Raw genomic sequence first — 16,366 nt, 5'->3', positions numbered from 1 at the left:
GGCTGATCCGTGACACTGTTCAGCCAGCATCACGCTTATTCGTTGTGGAGATTGCCGTCATGGCCAACGAACTCTATACCCGTACCAATCAGAAAATTTACTTCGCGGGTTTATCCCTGGAAGCCCTTGGCCGCGCCGAGGAAGGGAAAGAGATGAATGCCATCGCGCTGGTCCAGGCGGGGCGTGAAGCGGCGTTGTTCCACCTGTACGGTGCCTTGCTGGGCCTGTGCCATGAAATCGCCGGGTTTTACCGCCTGCCTCAAGCCGGCTCGCCCCGTGCAGAAATGATCATGAATCGCGAAGTGCTGGACTCGATGGCCATTCCTGAGCTGGCCGAACTGGTGGAAATGGCTCAAAGCCCGGACAGTTGGGTGGCGCGTTTGCTCAAGGCGCATGCGGATATGTTCCAGCCACCGCGTATTCCTCATGTCCCCAAGGGGGATGTGACCCAGCCGCTGATCGTGGCGGTCGCGCTGGAAGAGGAAGAACCCAAGCCGTTAAGCCGGGAAGAGCTGGAAGGCTGGCGCCAGGAGCTGAAAAAGATGGCGCTGCGTTTTCGCGAAGGTCTCAACGAGTGTTGAGCATCCGGTAGGCGACCATTCATCAAGCTGTCAAGAAACCTGTTCAGATCCTCTGCGGGGCTGGGTGGATGACTGATATAATCCCGGCCTTTCGTGGAGAACAGACTTTTATGCCAACGTCCTTTCTGGAAATTGTTGAGTTGCCTGACGGCCGAATCGAGCTGCGCCGGGCTGAGGACGAGGGTTCTCTGGTTATCCTGGATTTTTCCGAGGATGCCAAACAGTTCCTGCAAGGCCAGCATGTGGAAGTGGCTAAAGCCATGTTGAGCGTGGGTGTGCAGATGGCCGGCCGCCTGGCGGAAGGCGAGCCGGAGAAAGACGAGGGGCCGCGGGTTCTTCACTGACTGACGGTGATCGTTGTAGTGAGCGGGCAAGCCCGCTCACTATAAAAGCCGTTTATCCCAATCGAATGTTCAAGCTCTGCGCATCCCCCGTGCGCGCGGCACTGATCAACTGTTGCTTGGCGCTGACACTCAGTGGGTTCAACCAGCTCACCACCGTATGGCTGCGGCCCAGACGCAATGCTTCACAGGTCAACTGCTGGGCACTTTGTGCGCCGCGCGGTTGCAGTAGCAGGATACGCTCGCGGTTGAGACCGGCATCCCGCAGCCAGGCCTGGGTCAGGCTGGCGGGCGGGGCGATCAGCGTCAGCCAGCGGGCGTCCTGCTCTTCGCTCAGATCACGCAGGATCGGCGCGAGCAGGCTCAGGCAACTCCCCGCTGCACCGCGCAACGACAATTCACTGAACGCCTCAGGTTCTGCATCCCAGGGCGCCTCGACCGTTTCCTTGAGGATAGGCGCAAGGGGTTGGGCCATGAAGGCCTCGAACAGCGACAGTTGTGTGTGTTGTGGGGTGTGGACGAGTTGCATGATGCCTCCTCTAGCGGCGAATGACGCCGACGCTCAAGCCTTCGATCACCAGGTCCTGGTCTTTCAGGTTCACTTCAATCGGGGCGAACTCAGGGTTCTCGGCCAGGAGCCAGACCTTGCTGCCTTCGCGCTTGAAGCGTTTGACGGTGACTTCATCGCCGATGCGGGCGACGACGATCTGGCCATTACGGGCTTCGCGGGTGGTGTGGACGGCCAGCAGGTCGCCATCGAAGATGCCCACGTCCTTCATGCTCATGCCGTGGACCCGCAACAGGTAGTCGGCGCGAGGATGGAAGAAGGTCGGGTTGATGTTGCAGGATTCCTCGACGTGCTGCTGCGCCAGGATCGGCGCACCGGCGGCGACACGGCCGATGATCGGCAGGGTCGATTCGTCGGCCTTGGCTTCGAAGCCAGGGATTCGAATACCGCGCGAGGCACCGGGGGTCATCTCGATCGCGCCTTTGCGAGCGAGGGCCTTGAGGTGTTCTTCAGCGGCGTTGGGGGACTTGAACCCCAGTTCCAGCGCAATTTCCGCTCGTGTCGGCGGGTAGCCGTTGTCATCGAGGCAGCGCTTGATAAAAGCCAGAATCTCAGCTTGGCGTGGCGTCAGTTTTAGCATGTTGATCGCTCTGTCTTTTTATACAGTGACTGGGATTATATACAGTGAACTGCGCTTGGCAATCATCCTTTTCTGCCCCTCCGCTGGACGGTCATCGGGCATGCTTCCCACAAGCCAGGGATAGCGCTGCCTACAGACCGGTATGGATGTGATTAAATAGCGATGAAATGTATGACTGCCCGGCCGGAAAGCGAACCCGCAGGCTTGACAAGACACACCCTGAAACGTATGTTTCAAACAAGTGTTTGTCAGGCGGAGTAGCCATGGCCCAGTCGGAAACCGTTGAACGCATTCTCGATGCTGCCGAGCAATTGTTCGCGGAAAAAGGATTTGCTGAAACTTCATTGCGGCTGATTACCAGCAAGGCTGGCGTCAACCTCGCCGCAGTGAACTATCATTTCGGCTCGAAAAAGGCCCTGATCCAGGCGGTATTCTCGCGCTTCCTGGGGCCGTTCTGCGCGAGCCTCGACCGTGAGCTGGAGCGTCGCCAGGCCAAGGCTGACCATAAGCCGACCCTGGAAGAACTGCTGGAAATCCTTGTTGAGCAAGCTCTGGTGGTTCAGCCTCGCAGCGGCAACGATTTGTCGATTTTCATGCGCCTGTTGGGCTTGGCGTTCAGCCAGAGCCAGGGTCACCTGCGCCGTTACCTCGAAGACATGTACGGCAAGGTATTTCGTCGCTATATGTTGCTGGTTAACGAGGCCGCTCCGCGTATTCCGCCGATCGAGCTGTTCTGGCGTGTGCACTTCATGCTCGGTGCCGCTGCGTTCAGCATGTCTGGGATCAAAGCGTTGCGGGCCATTGCCGAGACTGATTTCGGCGTCAACACCTCCATTGAGCAGGTCATGCGCCTGATGGTGCCGTTCCTGGCCGCCGGCATGCGCGCCGAGACCGGTGTGACCGACGCGGCCATGGCCGCTGCCCAATTGCGCCCGCGCAGCAAGTCCGCGCCAGCACCCGCCAAGGTTTGACCGCGCCGGGTGGGCGCGGCCGCTTGCATCCGCTAAAGTAGCGGCCCATGCCGAATTCAGCTATTTACTCATAACCCGTTGTGCTCACTGTGCCTGGTGAGGGCAACGGGTTGTGTGCGTTATTTAAGGAAGGTTTATGACTGCTGCCCTGCAAGGTTCTTTGATGGTCGATGTGGCTGGCACCTGGCTGACGGCCGAGGACCGCCACCTGCTGCGCCAGCCTGAAGTGGGCGGCCTGATCATTTTCGCGCGCAATATCGAGCATCCGCGCCAAGTGCGGGAATTGAGCGCCGCGATTCGCGCCGTGCGCCCGGACCTGTTGCTGGCTGTCGACCAGGAAGGCGGCCGCGTACAGCGCCTGCGCCAGGGCTTTGTGCGCCTGCCGGCCATGCGTGCGTTGGCCGACAACCCCAACGCCGAATACCTGGCCGAGCAGTGTGGCTGGATCATGGCGACTGAAGTGCTGGCCGTTGGCCTGGACCTGAGTTTCGCCCCGGTGCTGGACCTGGACTACCAGCGCAGCGCCGTGGTCGGCACCCGTTCCTTCGAAGGCGACCCGGAGCGCGCCGCCGTGCTGGCCGGTGCCTTCATTCGCGGCATGAACAGCGCCGGCATGGCCGCCACCGGCAAGCACTTCCCCGGTCACGGTTGGGCTGAGGCCGACTCCCACGTCGCCATTCCCAATGATGAACGCAGCCTGGAACAGATTCGCGCCAATGACCTAGTGCCTTTCGCACGCCTGAGCAAGCAACTTGCGGCCGTGATGCCCGCGCACGTGATCTACCCGCAAGTCGACGCCCAGCCAGCCGGGTTTTCGCGACGCTGGTTGCAGGACATCCTGCGTGGTGAGTTGCGGTTCGATGGCGTGATTTTCAGTGATGACCTGTCCATGGCCGGTGCCCACGTGGTGGGCGACGCCGCCAGCCGTATCGAAGCGGCGCTGACGGCGGGTTGCGACATGGGCCTGGTGTGCAATGATCGCGCGGCTGCAGAACTGGCGTTGACCGCCGCCCAGCGCATGAAGGTCAAGCCATCGGCTCGAATCGCGCGGATGCGCGGCCAGGCGATTGCGTCGATGGACTACAAACAGGATCCGCGTTGGCTGAAAGCCCTCACTGCCTTGCGCGATGCGCAGTTGATCTAGCGCTTTTCCTGTTTGTTGGGCAACGGCGCAAACAACGCTTCGATATCCTCGTTGCCCAACTGCCAGTCTCCGGTAGTACGCCCATCCAGCACGCCCGCTGCCAGATCGGATTTTTCCTTCTGCAGGTGCTGGATTTTCTCTTCCACCGTGCCCCGGGCAATCATCTTGTAGACGAACACCGGCTTCTCCTGACCGATGCGATAGGCACGGTCGGTGGCCTGGTTTTCCGTGGCCGGGTTCCACCAAGGATCGTAATGGATCACCGTATCGGCCTCGGTCAGGTTCAGGCCAACACCGCCGGCCTTCAAGCTGATCAGAAAAATCTGCAGCTTGCCGCTCTGGAAGTCCTTCACCGGTGTGCGCCGATCCCGGGTCTGGCCGGTGAGCAGTGCGTAGGCCACGCCACGTTTTTTCAGCTCGACTTCGATCAGGCTCAACATTGAGGTGAACTGGGAAAACAGCAGGATCCGCCGACCTTCCTCAAACAGTTCCTCAAGCATCTCCATCAAGCTATCCAGCTTGCCGGAGCTGCTGCCACGGGCGGGCAGGGTCGCGTCGTTGACCAGCCGCAAGTCGCAACACACTTGGCGCAACTTCAGCAGCGCCTCAAGAATGATGATCTGGCTGCGCGCCACGCCTTTGCGGGTGATCTCGTCGCGGACTTTCTTATCCATCGCCAGGCGCATGGTTTCGTACACGTCGCGCTGGGCTTCATTGAGGTCGACCCAGTGGATGATCTCGGTCTTGGGGGGCAATTCTGTCGCCACCTGTTCCTTGGTGCGGCGCAGCAGGAAAGGTTTGATCCGACCGTTGAGGTGCTGCAATCGTACATCGCTGGCGCGCTTTTCGATGGGCACGCGGTAATCGCGGTTGAAGCTTTTCACGTCACCGAGCCAGCCGGGCAGCAGGAAGTGAAACAGGGACCACAGTTCGCCCAGATGGTTTTCCAGCGGCGTACCACTCAGGCACAGGCGCTGGCGTGCGTTCAGCTCGCGCGCCGCTTGGGCCGCTTTGCTGGACGGGTTCTTGATGTACTGCGCTTCATCGAGGATCAGCACATGCAAGGGCAGGGCGGCGAGTTGTTCGATGTCCTTGGGTAGCAGCGCGTAGGTGGTCAGCAGCAGGTCGTAGTCCTGCAGGTTGGCGAAATGTTTCTTACGCCCCGCGCCATAGAGCGCCAAGACCTTGAGTTGCGGTGTGAAGTGCGCCGCCTCATCCAGCCAGTTGGGGATCAGGCTGGTGGGCATCACCACCATGCACGGCCGATCCAGGCGACCCGCGGCCTTCTCGCTGAGAATATGCGCCAGGGTCTGTAGGGTTTTGCCCAGGCCCATGTCATCCGCAAGTATGCCGCCGACATCCAACTGACGCAGCGACTGCATCCAGCTCAAGCCTTCCAGTTGGTAGGGGCGCAAGGTCGCGTTCAGCCCTTCAGGCGCTACGCAGGTAAAGTCCTTGATATCCCGCAGGCGCTGGGCGAAGTTGCGGATCTTCTCGCCACCCTCCCATTGCAGCGGCAAGTCTTCCAGTGGGTTGAGCCGGATGGCATCGGCCTTGGCCATGCGCAGCGTGGTGGCGCCGGCTTCCTGTAGGTAAAACTCACCGAGGGTCGCCAGTACGGGCTTCAGTCGACCGTAGGGCAGCGCCACTTGTATCGGGCCATGGCCATTGGGCAGGCCTGGGATATTCACCAGGATCAGCTCATCATCGCGGCGCCGCGCCAGCTTCTCCGGGTTGAGAATCTCGGTGTGGGACCGCATCAGGTTCAGCAGGATCGGCAACAGGCTCAGCCGCTCGCCGTTGACGATGATCCCCAGCTCCAGATCGAACCAATCACGCTCCGGACCTTCATCAACGGTGGCATACCAGTCATCGACGGCGCTGAGGTCGAAGCCGAAATCGTCATCGATCAGCAGCTCCCAACCCTCGGCGCGAAGTGTCGGCGTGGCATTGAGCGTGAAGGTCAGCCAGGCACTGTCATTGACCATCTCGAACAGCTCGCCGGCGCTTTCCGGCAGGGCCTTGCTCTGGCGCGTGGCGATCTTGAAGCCTAGCAGGCGCAGTTGTTCGCGATACGGTTGCTCAAGCTCCGGATGCCGCTTGATGCGCAGGCTCTGGGTGTCCTGGCGCACGATGATGTCAGCGTTTTTCTGCCCACTGACGTAGTTACCCAGGTAGTTGAACGACAGCGCCGCCCGGTGCTGGATATAGCGCTGCATCTTGCCGTTGCGCGGTTCAAACGCGCTGAATTCGACACTGGCCATCCACAGGCGCGGTACCGGCACCACGTCTTCCATCACCACTTGCGGCAGCACCGCACGGTTTTCCAGCACGGCCTGGAGTTTTTCCAGCAGCTCTGCATCCTGTGCGGCGGCGGGGTAGGCCAGGGTTTCCTGGACCTTGAGCAATACCGCGGCGATGTGTTTGCAGTTGGTGTGCACCGGGCAGGTACAGCGGCTGTCCACCAGGATCAAGGTGCCCTTGGCCGATTCACGCAGCGAGATGGTCTGGCGATACACGTTGCTGCCGGAGCCTTCGCAACTGGCGACGATGGTGCTGTCGCCGCACTCGACGATGCGCACCCGGTTTTCCAGGGCATAACGTCGCCCGCGCTCAAGGCTCTGCTCTTTAAAGCGATTGGCCCACGAAGGGGCCAGGGGTTTGGTCAGCGACGACGTGAGGGACATGGTGCTGGATCAGTCCTGGATGTCGGGCGGGGGCGCGCTGGGTGGCTTGGCGGTCAGCGAGGTGATCTTGATCAGCAGCGCCAGGTGGCCGCCGTCCAGGTAGTTCAGTTGGTTGTTTTTGGTGCGCACGTCGGTCTGGCTCAGGTGCTCGCTGGCGATCACGCTGCCGTTGGCGTCGAACTGGTTGATCCAGAAGTTCGCATCGATATCGGTAAAACGCCCCAGTTGCAGGCTCAACACGCCCTCGATCGGAAACTGGCCGAATTGCTCCGAACCGTCGGTGATCGCGACCTTGACCGGCTGTTCGCCCAGGTTCTGTTCCCACGCCTTATGCAGCAGTACCGTATAGGTAGAGTCGGCACGCAGCTTATCGACAATGTTGGACAGGCGCGGCGGGCTCAGTCTGTCGCCCAGGCGCGCTGCTCCGGCATCCCAGTTTTCCGGGGCGGCGCGGCTGTTGATCACCGGCTCGGCGTTCTGGCGCACCAGGATCATTTCCACCTGGTACGGGCTGTCGGCGAACGCCGCAGGGGCCACGACCACCAACAACAGGCTCAACATGCGGATCAGGCGCATTGGGGCGTCCTTCAAGCAGATTTCGGGATGAGGCGCTCGAACAACGCCTCCAAGGTATTAAAGCGTTCTTCGGCACGTTCCATCGGCACCATGAACTTGAACAGCGTAGCCCCTTCGAACTTGTAGCGGTTGGGCTGGCCCTGGATCAGTTTGATCAGCACCAGGGGGTCTACCGGCGTCTGCGCTTCGAATTCGATACGTCCGCCTTGCGGCCCGGCGTCGACCTTCTTGATGCCGAGCTGCTCTGCCTGCAATTTCAGCAGGGTCAGGCGCACCAGGTTCTTGGTCGGCTCCGGCAGCAGGCCGAAGCGGTCGATCATCTCGACCTGCAGGTCTTTAAGGCCTTCTTCATCGGTGGCCGAGGCGATGCGCTTGTACAGGATCAGCCGTGCGTGTACATCCGGCAGGTAATCTTCGGGAATCAACGCCGGCAAGCGCAGGTTGATCTCCGGCCCGCCGCCCAAGGGTTGATCCAGATTCGGCTGCTCGCCCTTGCGGATGGCTTTCACCGCGCGTTCGAGCATCTCCATATAGAGGGTGAAGCCCACTGCCTGGATCTGCCCGCTCTGGCCGTCGCCCAGCAGTTCGCCGGCGCCACGGATTTCCAGGTCGTTGGTGGCCAGCACAAAACCGGCGCCCAGGTCCTGGGTGTTGGCGATGGCTTCCAGACGCTTCTCTGCGTCGGAAGTGATCTGTTGGCGCGGCGGCGTCAGCAAATAGGCATACGCCTGGTGGTGACTGCGACCGACCCGACCGCGCAGCTGGTGCAATTGCGCCAGGCCGAACTTGTCGGCGCGCTCGATGATGATGGTGTTGGCGCTCGGCACGTCGATGCCGGTCTCGATGATGGTCGAGGCGATCAGCACGTTGAAGCGCTTGTGGTAGAAGTCGCTCATCACCTGTTCGAGTTCGCGCTCGCGCATCTGCCCGTGGCCGATGGCGATACGCGCCTCCGGCACCAGCTCGGCGAGGTCGGCGGCGCATTTCTCGATGGTCTTCACGTCGTTGTGCAGGTAGTACACCTGCCCGCCGCGCAGCAGTTCACGCAGCAGCGCTTCCTTGACCGTGCTTTTGTTCTGCTCCATCACGAAGGTGCGCACCGACAAGCGGCGCGCGGGCGGCGTGGCGATGATCGACAGGTCGCGCATGCCCGACACCGCCATGTTCAGCGTACGCGGAATCGGCGTGGCGGTGAGGGTGAGGATGTCGACTTCGCTGCGCAGGGCCTTGAGCTGTTCTTTCTGACGTACGCCAAAGCGGTGTTCTTCGTCGATGATCACCAGGCCCAGGTTCTTGATCTTCACGTCGTCCGACAGCAGTTTGTGGGTGCCGATCACGATGTCGATCTTGCCTTCAGCCAGGTCGGCGACGGCGGCATTCACTTCCTTGGCTGATTTGAAGCGGCTCATCACTTCCACGGTCACCGGCCAATCGGCAAAGCGGTCGCGGAAGCTGTTGTAGTGCTGCTGGGCGAGCAGAGTGGTGGGCACCAGAATTGCCACCTGACGGCCGCCGTGCACGGCAATAAAGGCGGCGCGCATGGCCACTTCGGTCTTGCCGAAGCCCACGTCGCCGCAGACCAGGCGATCCATGGGCTTGGGCGCGAGCATGTCGGCGCGCACCGCTTCGATGGTGGTTTGCTGGTCCGGGGTTTCCTCGAAGGCGAAGCCGGCGCTGAAGGTGGCGTAGTCGGCTTTCGGGTCGGCAAACGCGTAACCTTCGCGGGCAGCGCGGCGTGCGTAGATGTCGAGCAGTTCGGCAGCGACGTCGCGCACCTGCTCGGCGGCCTTGCGCTTGGCTTTCTGCCAGGTCTCGGAGCCCAGGCGATGCAAGGGCGCCAGGGCGTCATCGCTGCCGGTGTAGCGCGCGATCAAATGCAAGCTGGCTACTGGCACATAGAGCTTGGCGCCTTCGGCGTATTCCATGGTGAGGAATTCGGCGGCCTGGTTGTCGATCTCCAGGGTCTGCAAGCCCAAGTAGCGGCCGACGCCGTGGTCGATGTGCACCACTGGCGCGCCTTCGCGCAGTTCGGTGAGGTTCTTGATCACCGCGTCGTTGTTGGCGTCTGCGCGTTTTTCGCGGCGGCGACGTTGCATCACGCGCTGACCGAACAGCGGGCTTTCGGCGATCAATGCCAGGGCCGGATCATCCAGCAACAGGCCTTCGTCCAGCGGCGCGATGGTGATCGCCAGGCGTTCTTTGCTTTTGACGAAGTCCGGCCAGCTGTCGACGGTTTTCGGTCGCAGCTTCAGGCGTTCCAGCAGTTCCAGCAGCACTTCGCGACGGCCGGCGGATTCAGCGGTAAACAACACGCGGCCGGGGAAGTCGCCGAGGAAATTGGACAGCGCTTCCAGCGGTTGCGTGGCTTTTGCCTGGATTGCCAGATCCGGCAGTGTGCCCGCCGGGAAGCGTTCGCGGCCGACGCCGGTCTCCACATCCTGTTGGCTGGCGACCACGCGCGGCCAGCTTTTCAGGCGCGCAAAGCAGTCTTCCACCGGCAGGAACAGTTCGGCGGGCGGCAATAAAGGACGGGACGGATCGACGCGGCGCTCTTCATAGCGGTTGCGCACGTCGTTCCAGAAGTTTTCCGCGGCCTGTTCGATGCCTGGCAGCGAGAACACCTGGGTGTCGTGGGGCAGGTAATCGAACAGGGTGGAGGTCTCGTCGAAAAACAACGGCAGGTAGTATTCGATACCGGCCGGGGTGATTCCGCTGCTCAGGTCCTGGAAAATCGGGCAGCGGCGGAAGTCCACGTCGAAGCGCTCACGGAAACGTGCCTTGAAGCGCGTGACCGCGTCTTTCTGCAGCGGGAATTCCCGTGCGGGCAGCAACTTGACCGAGTCGACTTTATCGATGGAGCGTTGGTTTTCCGGATCGAAGGTGCGCAGGGTCTCGATTTCGTCATCGAACAGGTCGATGCGATAGGGCAGTTTGCTGCCCATCGGGAACAGGTCGATCAACGCGCCACGCACCGCGAACTCACCGTGCTCGTACACCGTGTCGACGCAGCGATAGCCGCTGGCTTCCAGGCGTGTGCGCATTTGTTCGACGTCCAGCTTCTGGCCGATATCCAGCACCAGGCTGCTGCCCAGCAGGAACTTGGTCGGCGCCAGGCGATGCAAGGCCGTGGTGATCGGCACTACCAGCACGCCGTGGGCCAGTTCCGGCAAGCGGTACAGGCTGGCGATGCGCTGGGAGATGATGTCCTGGTGCGGCGAGAACAGGTCGTAGGGCAGGGTTTCCCAGTCGGGGAAGTGCAGCACCGGCAAATCGGGGGCGAAGAAGCTCAGCTCCTGCTCCAGCCGTTCGGCGCTTTGGCTGTCGGCGGTGAGCAGCAGGGTAAAGCGCTTGGCTGCGCTGGCAGCCTCGGCGATGGCCAGGCTCAGGGCGGCACCGGGCAGGTTGCCCCAGTGCTGTTTGCCTGCCGCAGCAGGGAGTAGCGGTAGACGCAGGACGGGCACGGAAGGTTGAGCTCCAAGCGTTGCGACAAAGTCGGTAATTGTAACGGTGCGGGGCGCCGTCTGTCAGTTGCTGACTGAGCCTATTACGGTTTGTAGGAAATGTAGTGGCTAAGACAAACAATGGCGGGTTTTGACTCAATATGTAGTGCCAAAATGTACGCGTTTTTCGGAGGGTTACGGACAAGTTGTTCCGCGCCTGCCATTAGTGGCCTTCTGGAACCCGCGTATTTACTGGGCTGTAGCGGGGTGTCAATTTTTCGCAAGGACTTTTTGTTGCCGGACGCGCATTGCTCCGGGGGCAGTCGGGCGGCATAATGTAGCCCCTTTTTTCAGCCCCTACATGTGGAAGGTTCCCGTGACTCAGAAGCCCGACCAGTGTCTTGGTGAATGGATCGACCGTGAAGCACTCGCAGAAGCGATGATCCCGCTTATCGGTCAGCTGTACCGCAATAACAATGTGGTGAGCTCGATCTATGGCCGCAGCCTGATCAACCAGTCTGTCATCGCGATTCTCAAAGCCCACCGCTTTGCGCGTCACCGTTCCGCCGACGACAGCGAACTCTCCGTCCACGAAACATTCCCACTGCTTAAAGCCATGAGCGAGCTCAAGCTCGGCGCGGCTTCGGTAGACCTGGGCAAGCTGGCCTACAAATTCCGCAAGGAAGGCGCCGGCCGCAGCGCCGAGCAGTTCGTGCGTGAAGAAATGGCCGATGTGGTTGGCCAGCAAAACGCCGCTGCCCGCAAAGGTACCGACGTGGTGCTGTACGGCTTCGGTCGTATCGGCCGCCTGCTGGCACGCATCCTGATCGAAAAAACCGGTGGCGGCGACGGCCTGCGCTTACGTGCCATCGTCGTGCGTAAAGGCGCCGAGAACGACCTGACCAAACGCGCCAGCCTGCTGCGCCGCGATTCGGTACACGGTCCGTTCAACGGCACCATCGTCATCGACGAAGAAAACAACACCATCACCGCCAACGGTAACCTGATCCAGGTGATCTACGCGAAGAACCCGTCCGAGGTGGATTACACCCAGTACGGTATCAAGGACGCCCTGTTGGTGGACAACACCGGCGTATGGCGTGACGCCGAAGGCCTGGGCCAGCACCTGGCCTGCCCGGGTGTGGATCGCGTTGTCCTGACCGCGCCTGGCAAAGGCAAGCTGAAGAACATCGTTCACGGCATCAACCACAGCGAAATCACCGCTGACGACAAGATCGTGTCCGCCGCTTCCTGCACCACCAACGCCATCGTGCCGGTGCTGAAGGCGGTGAATGACAAGTTCGGCATCGTCAACGGCCACGTCGAGACCGTTCACTCGTACACCAACGACCAGAACCTGATCGACAACTTCCACAAGGGCGATCGCCGTGGCCGTAGCGCCGCGTTGAACATGGTGATCACCGAGACCGGTGCTGCCACTGCTGCTGCCAAGGCCCTGCCTGAGCTGGCCGGCAAGCTGACCGGTAACGCGATCCGCGTGCCGACGCCAAACGTGTCGATGGCCATTCTCAACCTGAACCTTGAGAAAGCCGCCACCCGTGAAGAGATGAACGAGTACCTGCGCTACATGGCGCTGCACTCCGATCTGCATAAGCAAATCGACTTCGTCAACTCACAGGAAGTGGTCTCCACCGACTTCGTGGGCTCGCGCCACGCCGGTGTGGTGGACGCGGAAGCGACCATTACCCAGGACAACCGCGTTGTCCTGTACGTGTGGTACGACAACGAGTTCGGCTACAGCTGCCAGGTGGTTCGCGTGATGGAAGACATGGCTGGGGTGAACCCGCCTGCGTTTCCGCGCTAAGTATCAGCAGTAAATGAAAAAGCCCCGACTGGTTCGGGGCTTTTTCGTATTTGCTCCTACAGGAGGAGTCTGTCGCGCAAACTGTCGGACAATCCTTTGGGCGCCAGCCAAATGCCCAGGTAAGCCCGCGCTAGCTCGTCATCACGACTGCTGAACACCACCTGCCCATTGATCTCCAGGTTCAATCCACGTCCCGGACGAAAGTCCAGGGCATACCGATCACCGCTGCGGATATCGCGAAAGCTGGCGTGCAGTTTGTCTATCTCGGGTTTGAGTCGGGCGCTGGCCTGTTGGTGCTCCAGCGTGGCAGTGGCGGCTTTGATCACATCATTGCGGTCGATGTCACGGAAGTAATACAGCGTCAGGCGCAGCGCTTTCTGTTGCGCCCAGGCCTGCTTGGCGCTCACGTCGGGCGGGGCATACAGCGCAGCCGCGTAAACATCCGCCCAGAGGTAAGTGAGCACCGCCTGGTTTTTCAAGGTCAGTAGCTGGGACTTCGCCGGGAAATCGGCCTGTTTCAGACGATCCGCCTCATTGGCCTGCACCGTGATCGACAGCATCAGTAATAAACAGAAAGCGACATGTCGCATAATGGCCAGTCCTGTAAAGGGGCTTGCTGGCAGTGTAATTGCAATTTCCTGATGGTGTAGTAAAGGCAAGACTGGCCTACGACGCGACCAAGGGTTAATGTTCGCGGCGTTGAGCCTTATATAGACTGTGCCCCGGTTCACACACTTGAGCCGAATTGTCCTTCATGACCGCTGGCCGCGGCATGATTTAGCCCGGCGTCCAACCGTACGCCTGGCCTGTTCTGAGGAGTACGCATGGCTGTCTACAACTACGACGTGGTGGTACTGGGTTCCGGCCCGGCTGGAGAAGGTGCGGCGATGAACGCCGCCAAAGCTGGGCGCAAGGTGGCGATGGTCGATAGCCGTCGTCAGGTCGGCGGTAACTGCACCCACCTGGGCACCATCCCGTCAAAGGCCTTGCGTCACTCGGTGCGCCAGATCATGCAGTTCAACACCAACCCGATGTTCCGGGCCATTGGTGAGCCGCGCTGGTTCTCGTTCCCGGACGTGCTCAAGAGTGCCGAGAAAGTCATCTCCAAGCAAGTCGCCTCGCGTACCGGCTACTACGCCCGTAACCGCGTCGACCTGTTCTTCGGCACCGGCAGCTTCGCCGACGAGCAAACCATCGAAGTGGTCTGCCCCAATGGCGTGGTCGAGAAGCTGGTGGCCAAGCACATCATCATCGCCACCGGTTCGCGCCCGTACCGCCCGGCGGACATCGATTTCCACCATCCGCGTATCTACGATAGCGACACCATCCTGAGCCTGGGCCACACCCCGCGCAAACTGATCATCTACGGCGCTGGCGTGATCGGCTGTGAATACGCCTCGATCTTCAGCGGCCTGGGTGTACTGGTGGAACTGGTGGACAACCGCGACCAGTTGCTGAGCTTCCTCGACTCGGAAATCTCCCAGGCGTTGAGCTACCACTTCAGCAACAACAACATCACCGTGCGCCACAACGAAGAGTACGAGCGCGTTGAAGGCCTGGATAACGGTGTGATCCTGCACCTCAAGTCCGGCAAGAAGATCAAGGCCGACGCCTTGCTGTGGTGCAACGGCCGTACCGGTAACACCGACAAGCTGGGTATGGAAAACATCGGGGTCAAGGTCAACAGCCGTGGCCAGATCGAAGTGGACGAGAACTATCGTACCTGCGTGGCGAACATCTACGGTGCTGGTGACGTGATCGGCTGGCCGAGCCTGGCCAGTGCGGCGCATGACCAGGGTCGCTCGGCCGCTGGCAGCATCGTCGACAATGGCAGCTGGCGCTACGTGAACGACGTGCCGACCGGGATCTACACGATTCCCGAGATCAGCTCGATCGGCAAGAACGAACACGAACTGACCAAGGCCAAGGTGCCTTACGAAGTGGGCAAGGCGTTCTTCAAGAGCATGGCGCGTGCGCAGATCGCCGGTGAGCCGCAAGGCATGCTGAAGATCCTGTTCCACCGTGAAACCCTGGAAGTCCTCGGCGTGCATTGCTTCGGCTACCAGGCTTCGGAGATCGTGCACATCGGCCAGGCGATCATGAACCAGCCGGGCGAACTCAATACGCTTAAGTATTTCGTCAACACCACGTTTAACTACCCGACCATGGCGGAAGCCTATCGGGTAGCGGCCTACGACGGCCTCAACCGGCTTTTTTGAGCGGCTCCGGCCGGTGGCCTGAGCCGGCCGGGGAGACCGATTTCAGTAATTCCCGAGAGTGGCAGTGGCCAAACCGGGAAAGTCTGTAATCAGGCTATCTACGCCGAAGTCGGCGAGCCTGCGCATCAGCGCGGGTTCGTTGACGGTCCATACGGACACGTGCAAACCCTGGCGCTGGGCTTTTTCCAGTCGCTCAGGGGTGCACAACGTCCAGTTCAACGCCAAGATCTCACAGCCGTAATTCTGCGCGACCTTCAGCGGGTCGAGCCAGGCGTATTCGGCGACCAGGCCGCGTGACAGGTCGGGGGTGAGTTCAACGGCCGCCTTCAGCACTTCTCGCGAACTTGAGGTGACGGTGACTTTGTCCATCAGGCCAAAGCGCACGGCCATCTCGCGGATCGCCAACACGGTGGTGGCGGCGCGGGTGCGCGAGGCGCTTTTGACTTCCAGTTGCCAGTGATCGAAGTCACACTTTTCGAACAGCTCTTCCAAGCGCGGAATCGGGCACGGCTTGACCCAGCCAGGGCCGCCTTTGCGCGCATCCATCTTTACCAGGTCGGCTGCCGAGTATTCGACGACTTTGCCGCGCCGGTCGGCGGTGCGCTTGAGGGTCGGGTCGTGGATGACCATCAGCTCGCCGTCCATGGACAGGTGCAAATCCAGTTCGCAACGGCGTACACCGTGCTTGAGGCACTCCTGGAAGCTGGTCAGGGTGTTTTCCGGTGCTTCGCCTTTGGCACCGCGGTGGCCGTAGATCAGGGTCACAGTTGCTCCTTTACGCCAGGTCGTCTGGCGGGGTGAATTCGAGAGTTCAAGTGTCTTGGGCGTCGCTCTGTTCCCGCGCCAGGCGGCGTTCCTGGGCCTGTTTCTGCAGGATGTAGCGCGCCAGCAGTTGGCGTTGGGCGTCGGTCATGGCTTCGAATTCCGTGCCGACATCAAAGCCTGCGCCTTTGGGGTCGCAATGGGTGACCCGCGCGCGCAGCAGCAGGCCGAGCGCCTGGGGCATGAGCACCAGCTTGACCGCCAGGTGCGCACCGGCTGGCAGGGGCGTGGGGTGTTGGAAGTCGATGCCGCCTTCGGAAATGATCACCGGCTGCGGTGCGCCGACCTCATCCAGCAGGCCGCGCGCCATGATCTGGCTGAGCAGGTCCAGGCGTTTGTTCTGCACGCGAAGGAAGGCGGCGAGGGTGCGATCCTTCTCGCTGAGCTGGCGCAGCAGGTGCTGGGCTTCGAATTCGCTCAGGTGCAATTCACTGAGTAAATTGAACAGCGGAGAATCATCCAGCAACACTTCCTTGCTCGCCGCCTCGGGGGCAGACAGGCTTTTGATTTGAAGTGCGATCATGTCGTCGATACGGTAGTATTCGCGGCGTTCTTCTTCATCTAATGTCGACATGGCGAACCCCAGCTAGCGGTAATGGTCAGAGTGTAAAG

General features: G+C 60.9%; 14 protein-coding genes. 6 read left to right on the top strand and 8 right to left on the bottom strand.

Annotated elements, in window-relative coordinates; all coding sequences use genetic code 11:
* The first annotated feature begins 59 nt into the window (after nt 1-59).
* Both H096_RS28140 and H096_RS28135 read left to right on the top strand, forming a co-directional pair.
* The gene (locus tag H096_RS28140) at nt 60-581 is read left to right on the top strand and encodes a DUF6586 family protein (RefSeq protein ID WP_033902578.1); all 522 of its coding nucleotides are present in this window, start codon (nt 60-62) and stop codon (nt 579-581) included.
* 110 nt (nt 582-691) lie between these two features.
* Complete coding sequence (locus H096_RS28135) at nt 692-925, top strand: hypothetical protein (RefSeq protein WP_016975264.1); 234 nt, start codon at nt 692-694, stop codon at nt 923-925.
* Nucleotides 926-977: 52 nt separating this feature from the next.
* Here the strand turns inward: H096_RS28135 and sulA are convergent, their stop codons facing one another.
* Nucleotides 978-1,451 carry an SOS-induced cell division inhibitor SulA gene (gene sulA / locus H096_RS28130; protein ID WP_033902577.1) on the bottom strand — a complete coding sequence of 158 codons (474 nt, stop codon included), beginning with the start codon at nt 1,449-1,451 and terminating at the stop codon, nt 978-980.
* Nucleotides 1,452-1,461: 10 nt separating this feature from the next.
* Nucleotides 1,462-2,070 (bottom strand): transcriptional repressor LexA, encoded by a 609-nt coding sequence (gene lexA, locus H096_RS28125; protein ID WP_003172575.1) that lies wholly within the window; start codon nt 2,068-2,070, stop codon nt 1,462-1,464.
* A gap of 263 nt (nt 2,071-2,333) precedes the next feature.
* Here lexA and H096_RS28120 point away from each other — a divergent pair, with 263 nt between their 5' ends.
* Together H096_RS28120 and nagZ are read left to right on the top strand one after the other, a co-directional pair.
* Nucleotides 2,334-3,041 (top strand): TetR/AcrR family transcriptional regulator, encoded by a 708-nt coding sequence (locus H096_RS28120; protein WP_033902576.1) that lies wholly within the window; start codon nt 2,334-2,336, stop codon nt 3,039-3,041.
* 136 nt (nt 3,042-3,177) lie between these two features.
* Nucleotides 3,178-4,185 carry a beta-N-acetylhexosaminidase gene (gene nagZ, locus H096_RS28115; protein ID WP_033902575.1) on the top strand — a complete coding sequence of 336 codons (1,008 nt, stop codon included), beginning with the start codon at nt 3,178-3,180 and terminating at the stop codon, nt 4,183-4,185.
* Here the strand turns inward: nagZ and H096_RS28110 are convergent.
* From H096_RS28110 to mfd, 3 genes are read right to left on the bottom strand one after another with little or no spacing between them, the layout of a single operon-like run.
* Nucleotides 4,182-6,872 carry a DEAD/DEAH box helicase gene (locus H096_RS28110; RefSeq protein ID WP_033902574.1) on the bottom strand — a complete coding sequence of 897 codons (2,691 nt, stop codon included), beginning with the start codon at nt 6,870-6,872 and terminating at the stop codon, nt 4,182-4,184. The two genes, nagZ and H096_RS28110, sit on opposite strands and share 4 nt — an antisense overlap.
* Nucleotides 6,873-6,881: 9 nt before the next feature.
* Nucleotides 6,882-7,448 carry a CsiV family protein gene (locus H096_RS28105; protein WP_033902573.1) on the bottom strand — a complete coding sequence of 189 codons (567 nt, stop codon included), beginning with the start codon at nt 7,446-7,448 and terminating at the stop codon, nt 6,882-6,884.
* 11 nt (nt 7,449-7,459) lie between these two features.
* Nucleotides 7,460-10,909: a transcription-repair coupling factor gene (mfd, locus tag H096_RS28100; protein WP_033902572.1), complete on the bottom strand. Its 3,450-nt coding sequence runs from the start codon at nt 10,907-10,909 to the stop codon at nt 7,460-7,462.
* Nucleotides 10,910-11,249: 340 nt separating this feature from the next.
* On the opposite strand from mfd, the gene H096_RS28095 reads away from it, so the two are divergent.
* Nucleotides 11,250-12,713 carry a glyceraldehyde-3-phosphate dehydrogenase gene (locus H096_RS28095; protein WP_033902571.1) on the top strand — a complete coding sequence of 488 codons (1,464 nt, stop codon included), beginning with the start codon at nt 11,250-11,252 and terminating at the stop codon, nt 12,711-12,713.
* A gap of 56 nt (nt 12,714-12,769) precedes the next feature.
* Here the strand turns inward: H096_RS28095 and H096_RS28090 are convergent, their stop codons facing one another.
* The gene (locus H096_RS28090) at nt 12,770-13,303 is read right to left on the bottom strand and encodes a chalcone isomerase family protein (RefSeq protein ID WP_033902570.1); all 534 of its coding nucleotides are present in this window, start codon (nt 13,301-13,303) and stop codon (nt 12,770-12,772) included.
* A gap of 234 nt (nt 13,304-13,537) precedes the next feature.
* Between H096_RS28090 and sthA the strand changes: the two genes are divergently transcribed.
* On the top strand, nt 13,538-14,932 hold the full coding sequence (gene sthA, locus H096_RS28085; protein WP_016975273.1) for a Si-specific NAD(P)(+) transhydrogenase: 1,395 nt from the start codon (nt 13,538-13,540) through the stop codon (nt 14,930-14,932).
* 42 nt (nt 14,933-14,974) lie between these two features.
* On the opposite strand, the gene H096_RS28080 is transcribed toward sthA, so the two are convergent.
* Together H096_RS28080 and H096_RS28075 are read right to left on the bottom strand one after the other, a co-directional pair.
* Nucleotides 14,975-15,697 (bottom strand): glycerophosphodiester phosphodiesterase, encoded by a 723-nt coding sequence (locus H096_RS28080; protein WP_016975274.1) that lies wholly within the window; start codon nt 15,695-15,697, stop codon nt 14,975-14,977.
* A gap of 46 nt (nt 15,698-15,743) precedes the next feature.
* Entirely contained in the window at nt 15,744-16,328 is a 585-nt protein-coding gene (locus H096_RS28075) for a PilZ domain-containing protein (RefSeq protein ID WP_033902569.1), read from the bottom strand.
* Nucleotides 16,329-16,366 lie beyond the last annotated feature (38 nt).

The sequence above is a fragment of the Pseudomonas sp. FH1 genome (assembly GCF_000510895.2).
Classification (GTDB): Bacteria; Pseudomonadota; Gammaproteobacteria; order Pseudomonadales; family Pseudomonadaceae; genus Aquipseudomonas; species Aquipseudomonas azotoformans_A.
Note: the sequence above shows the minus strand (reverse complement) of the source record. Positions and strands in the feature narration are given on the sequence as shown.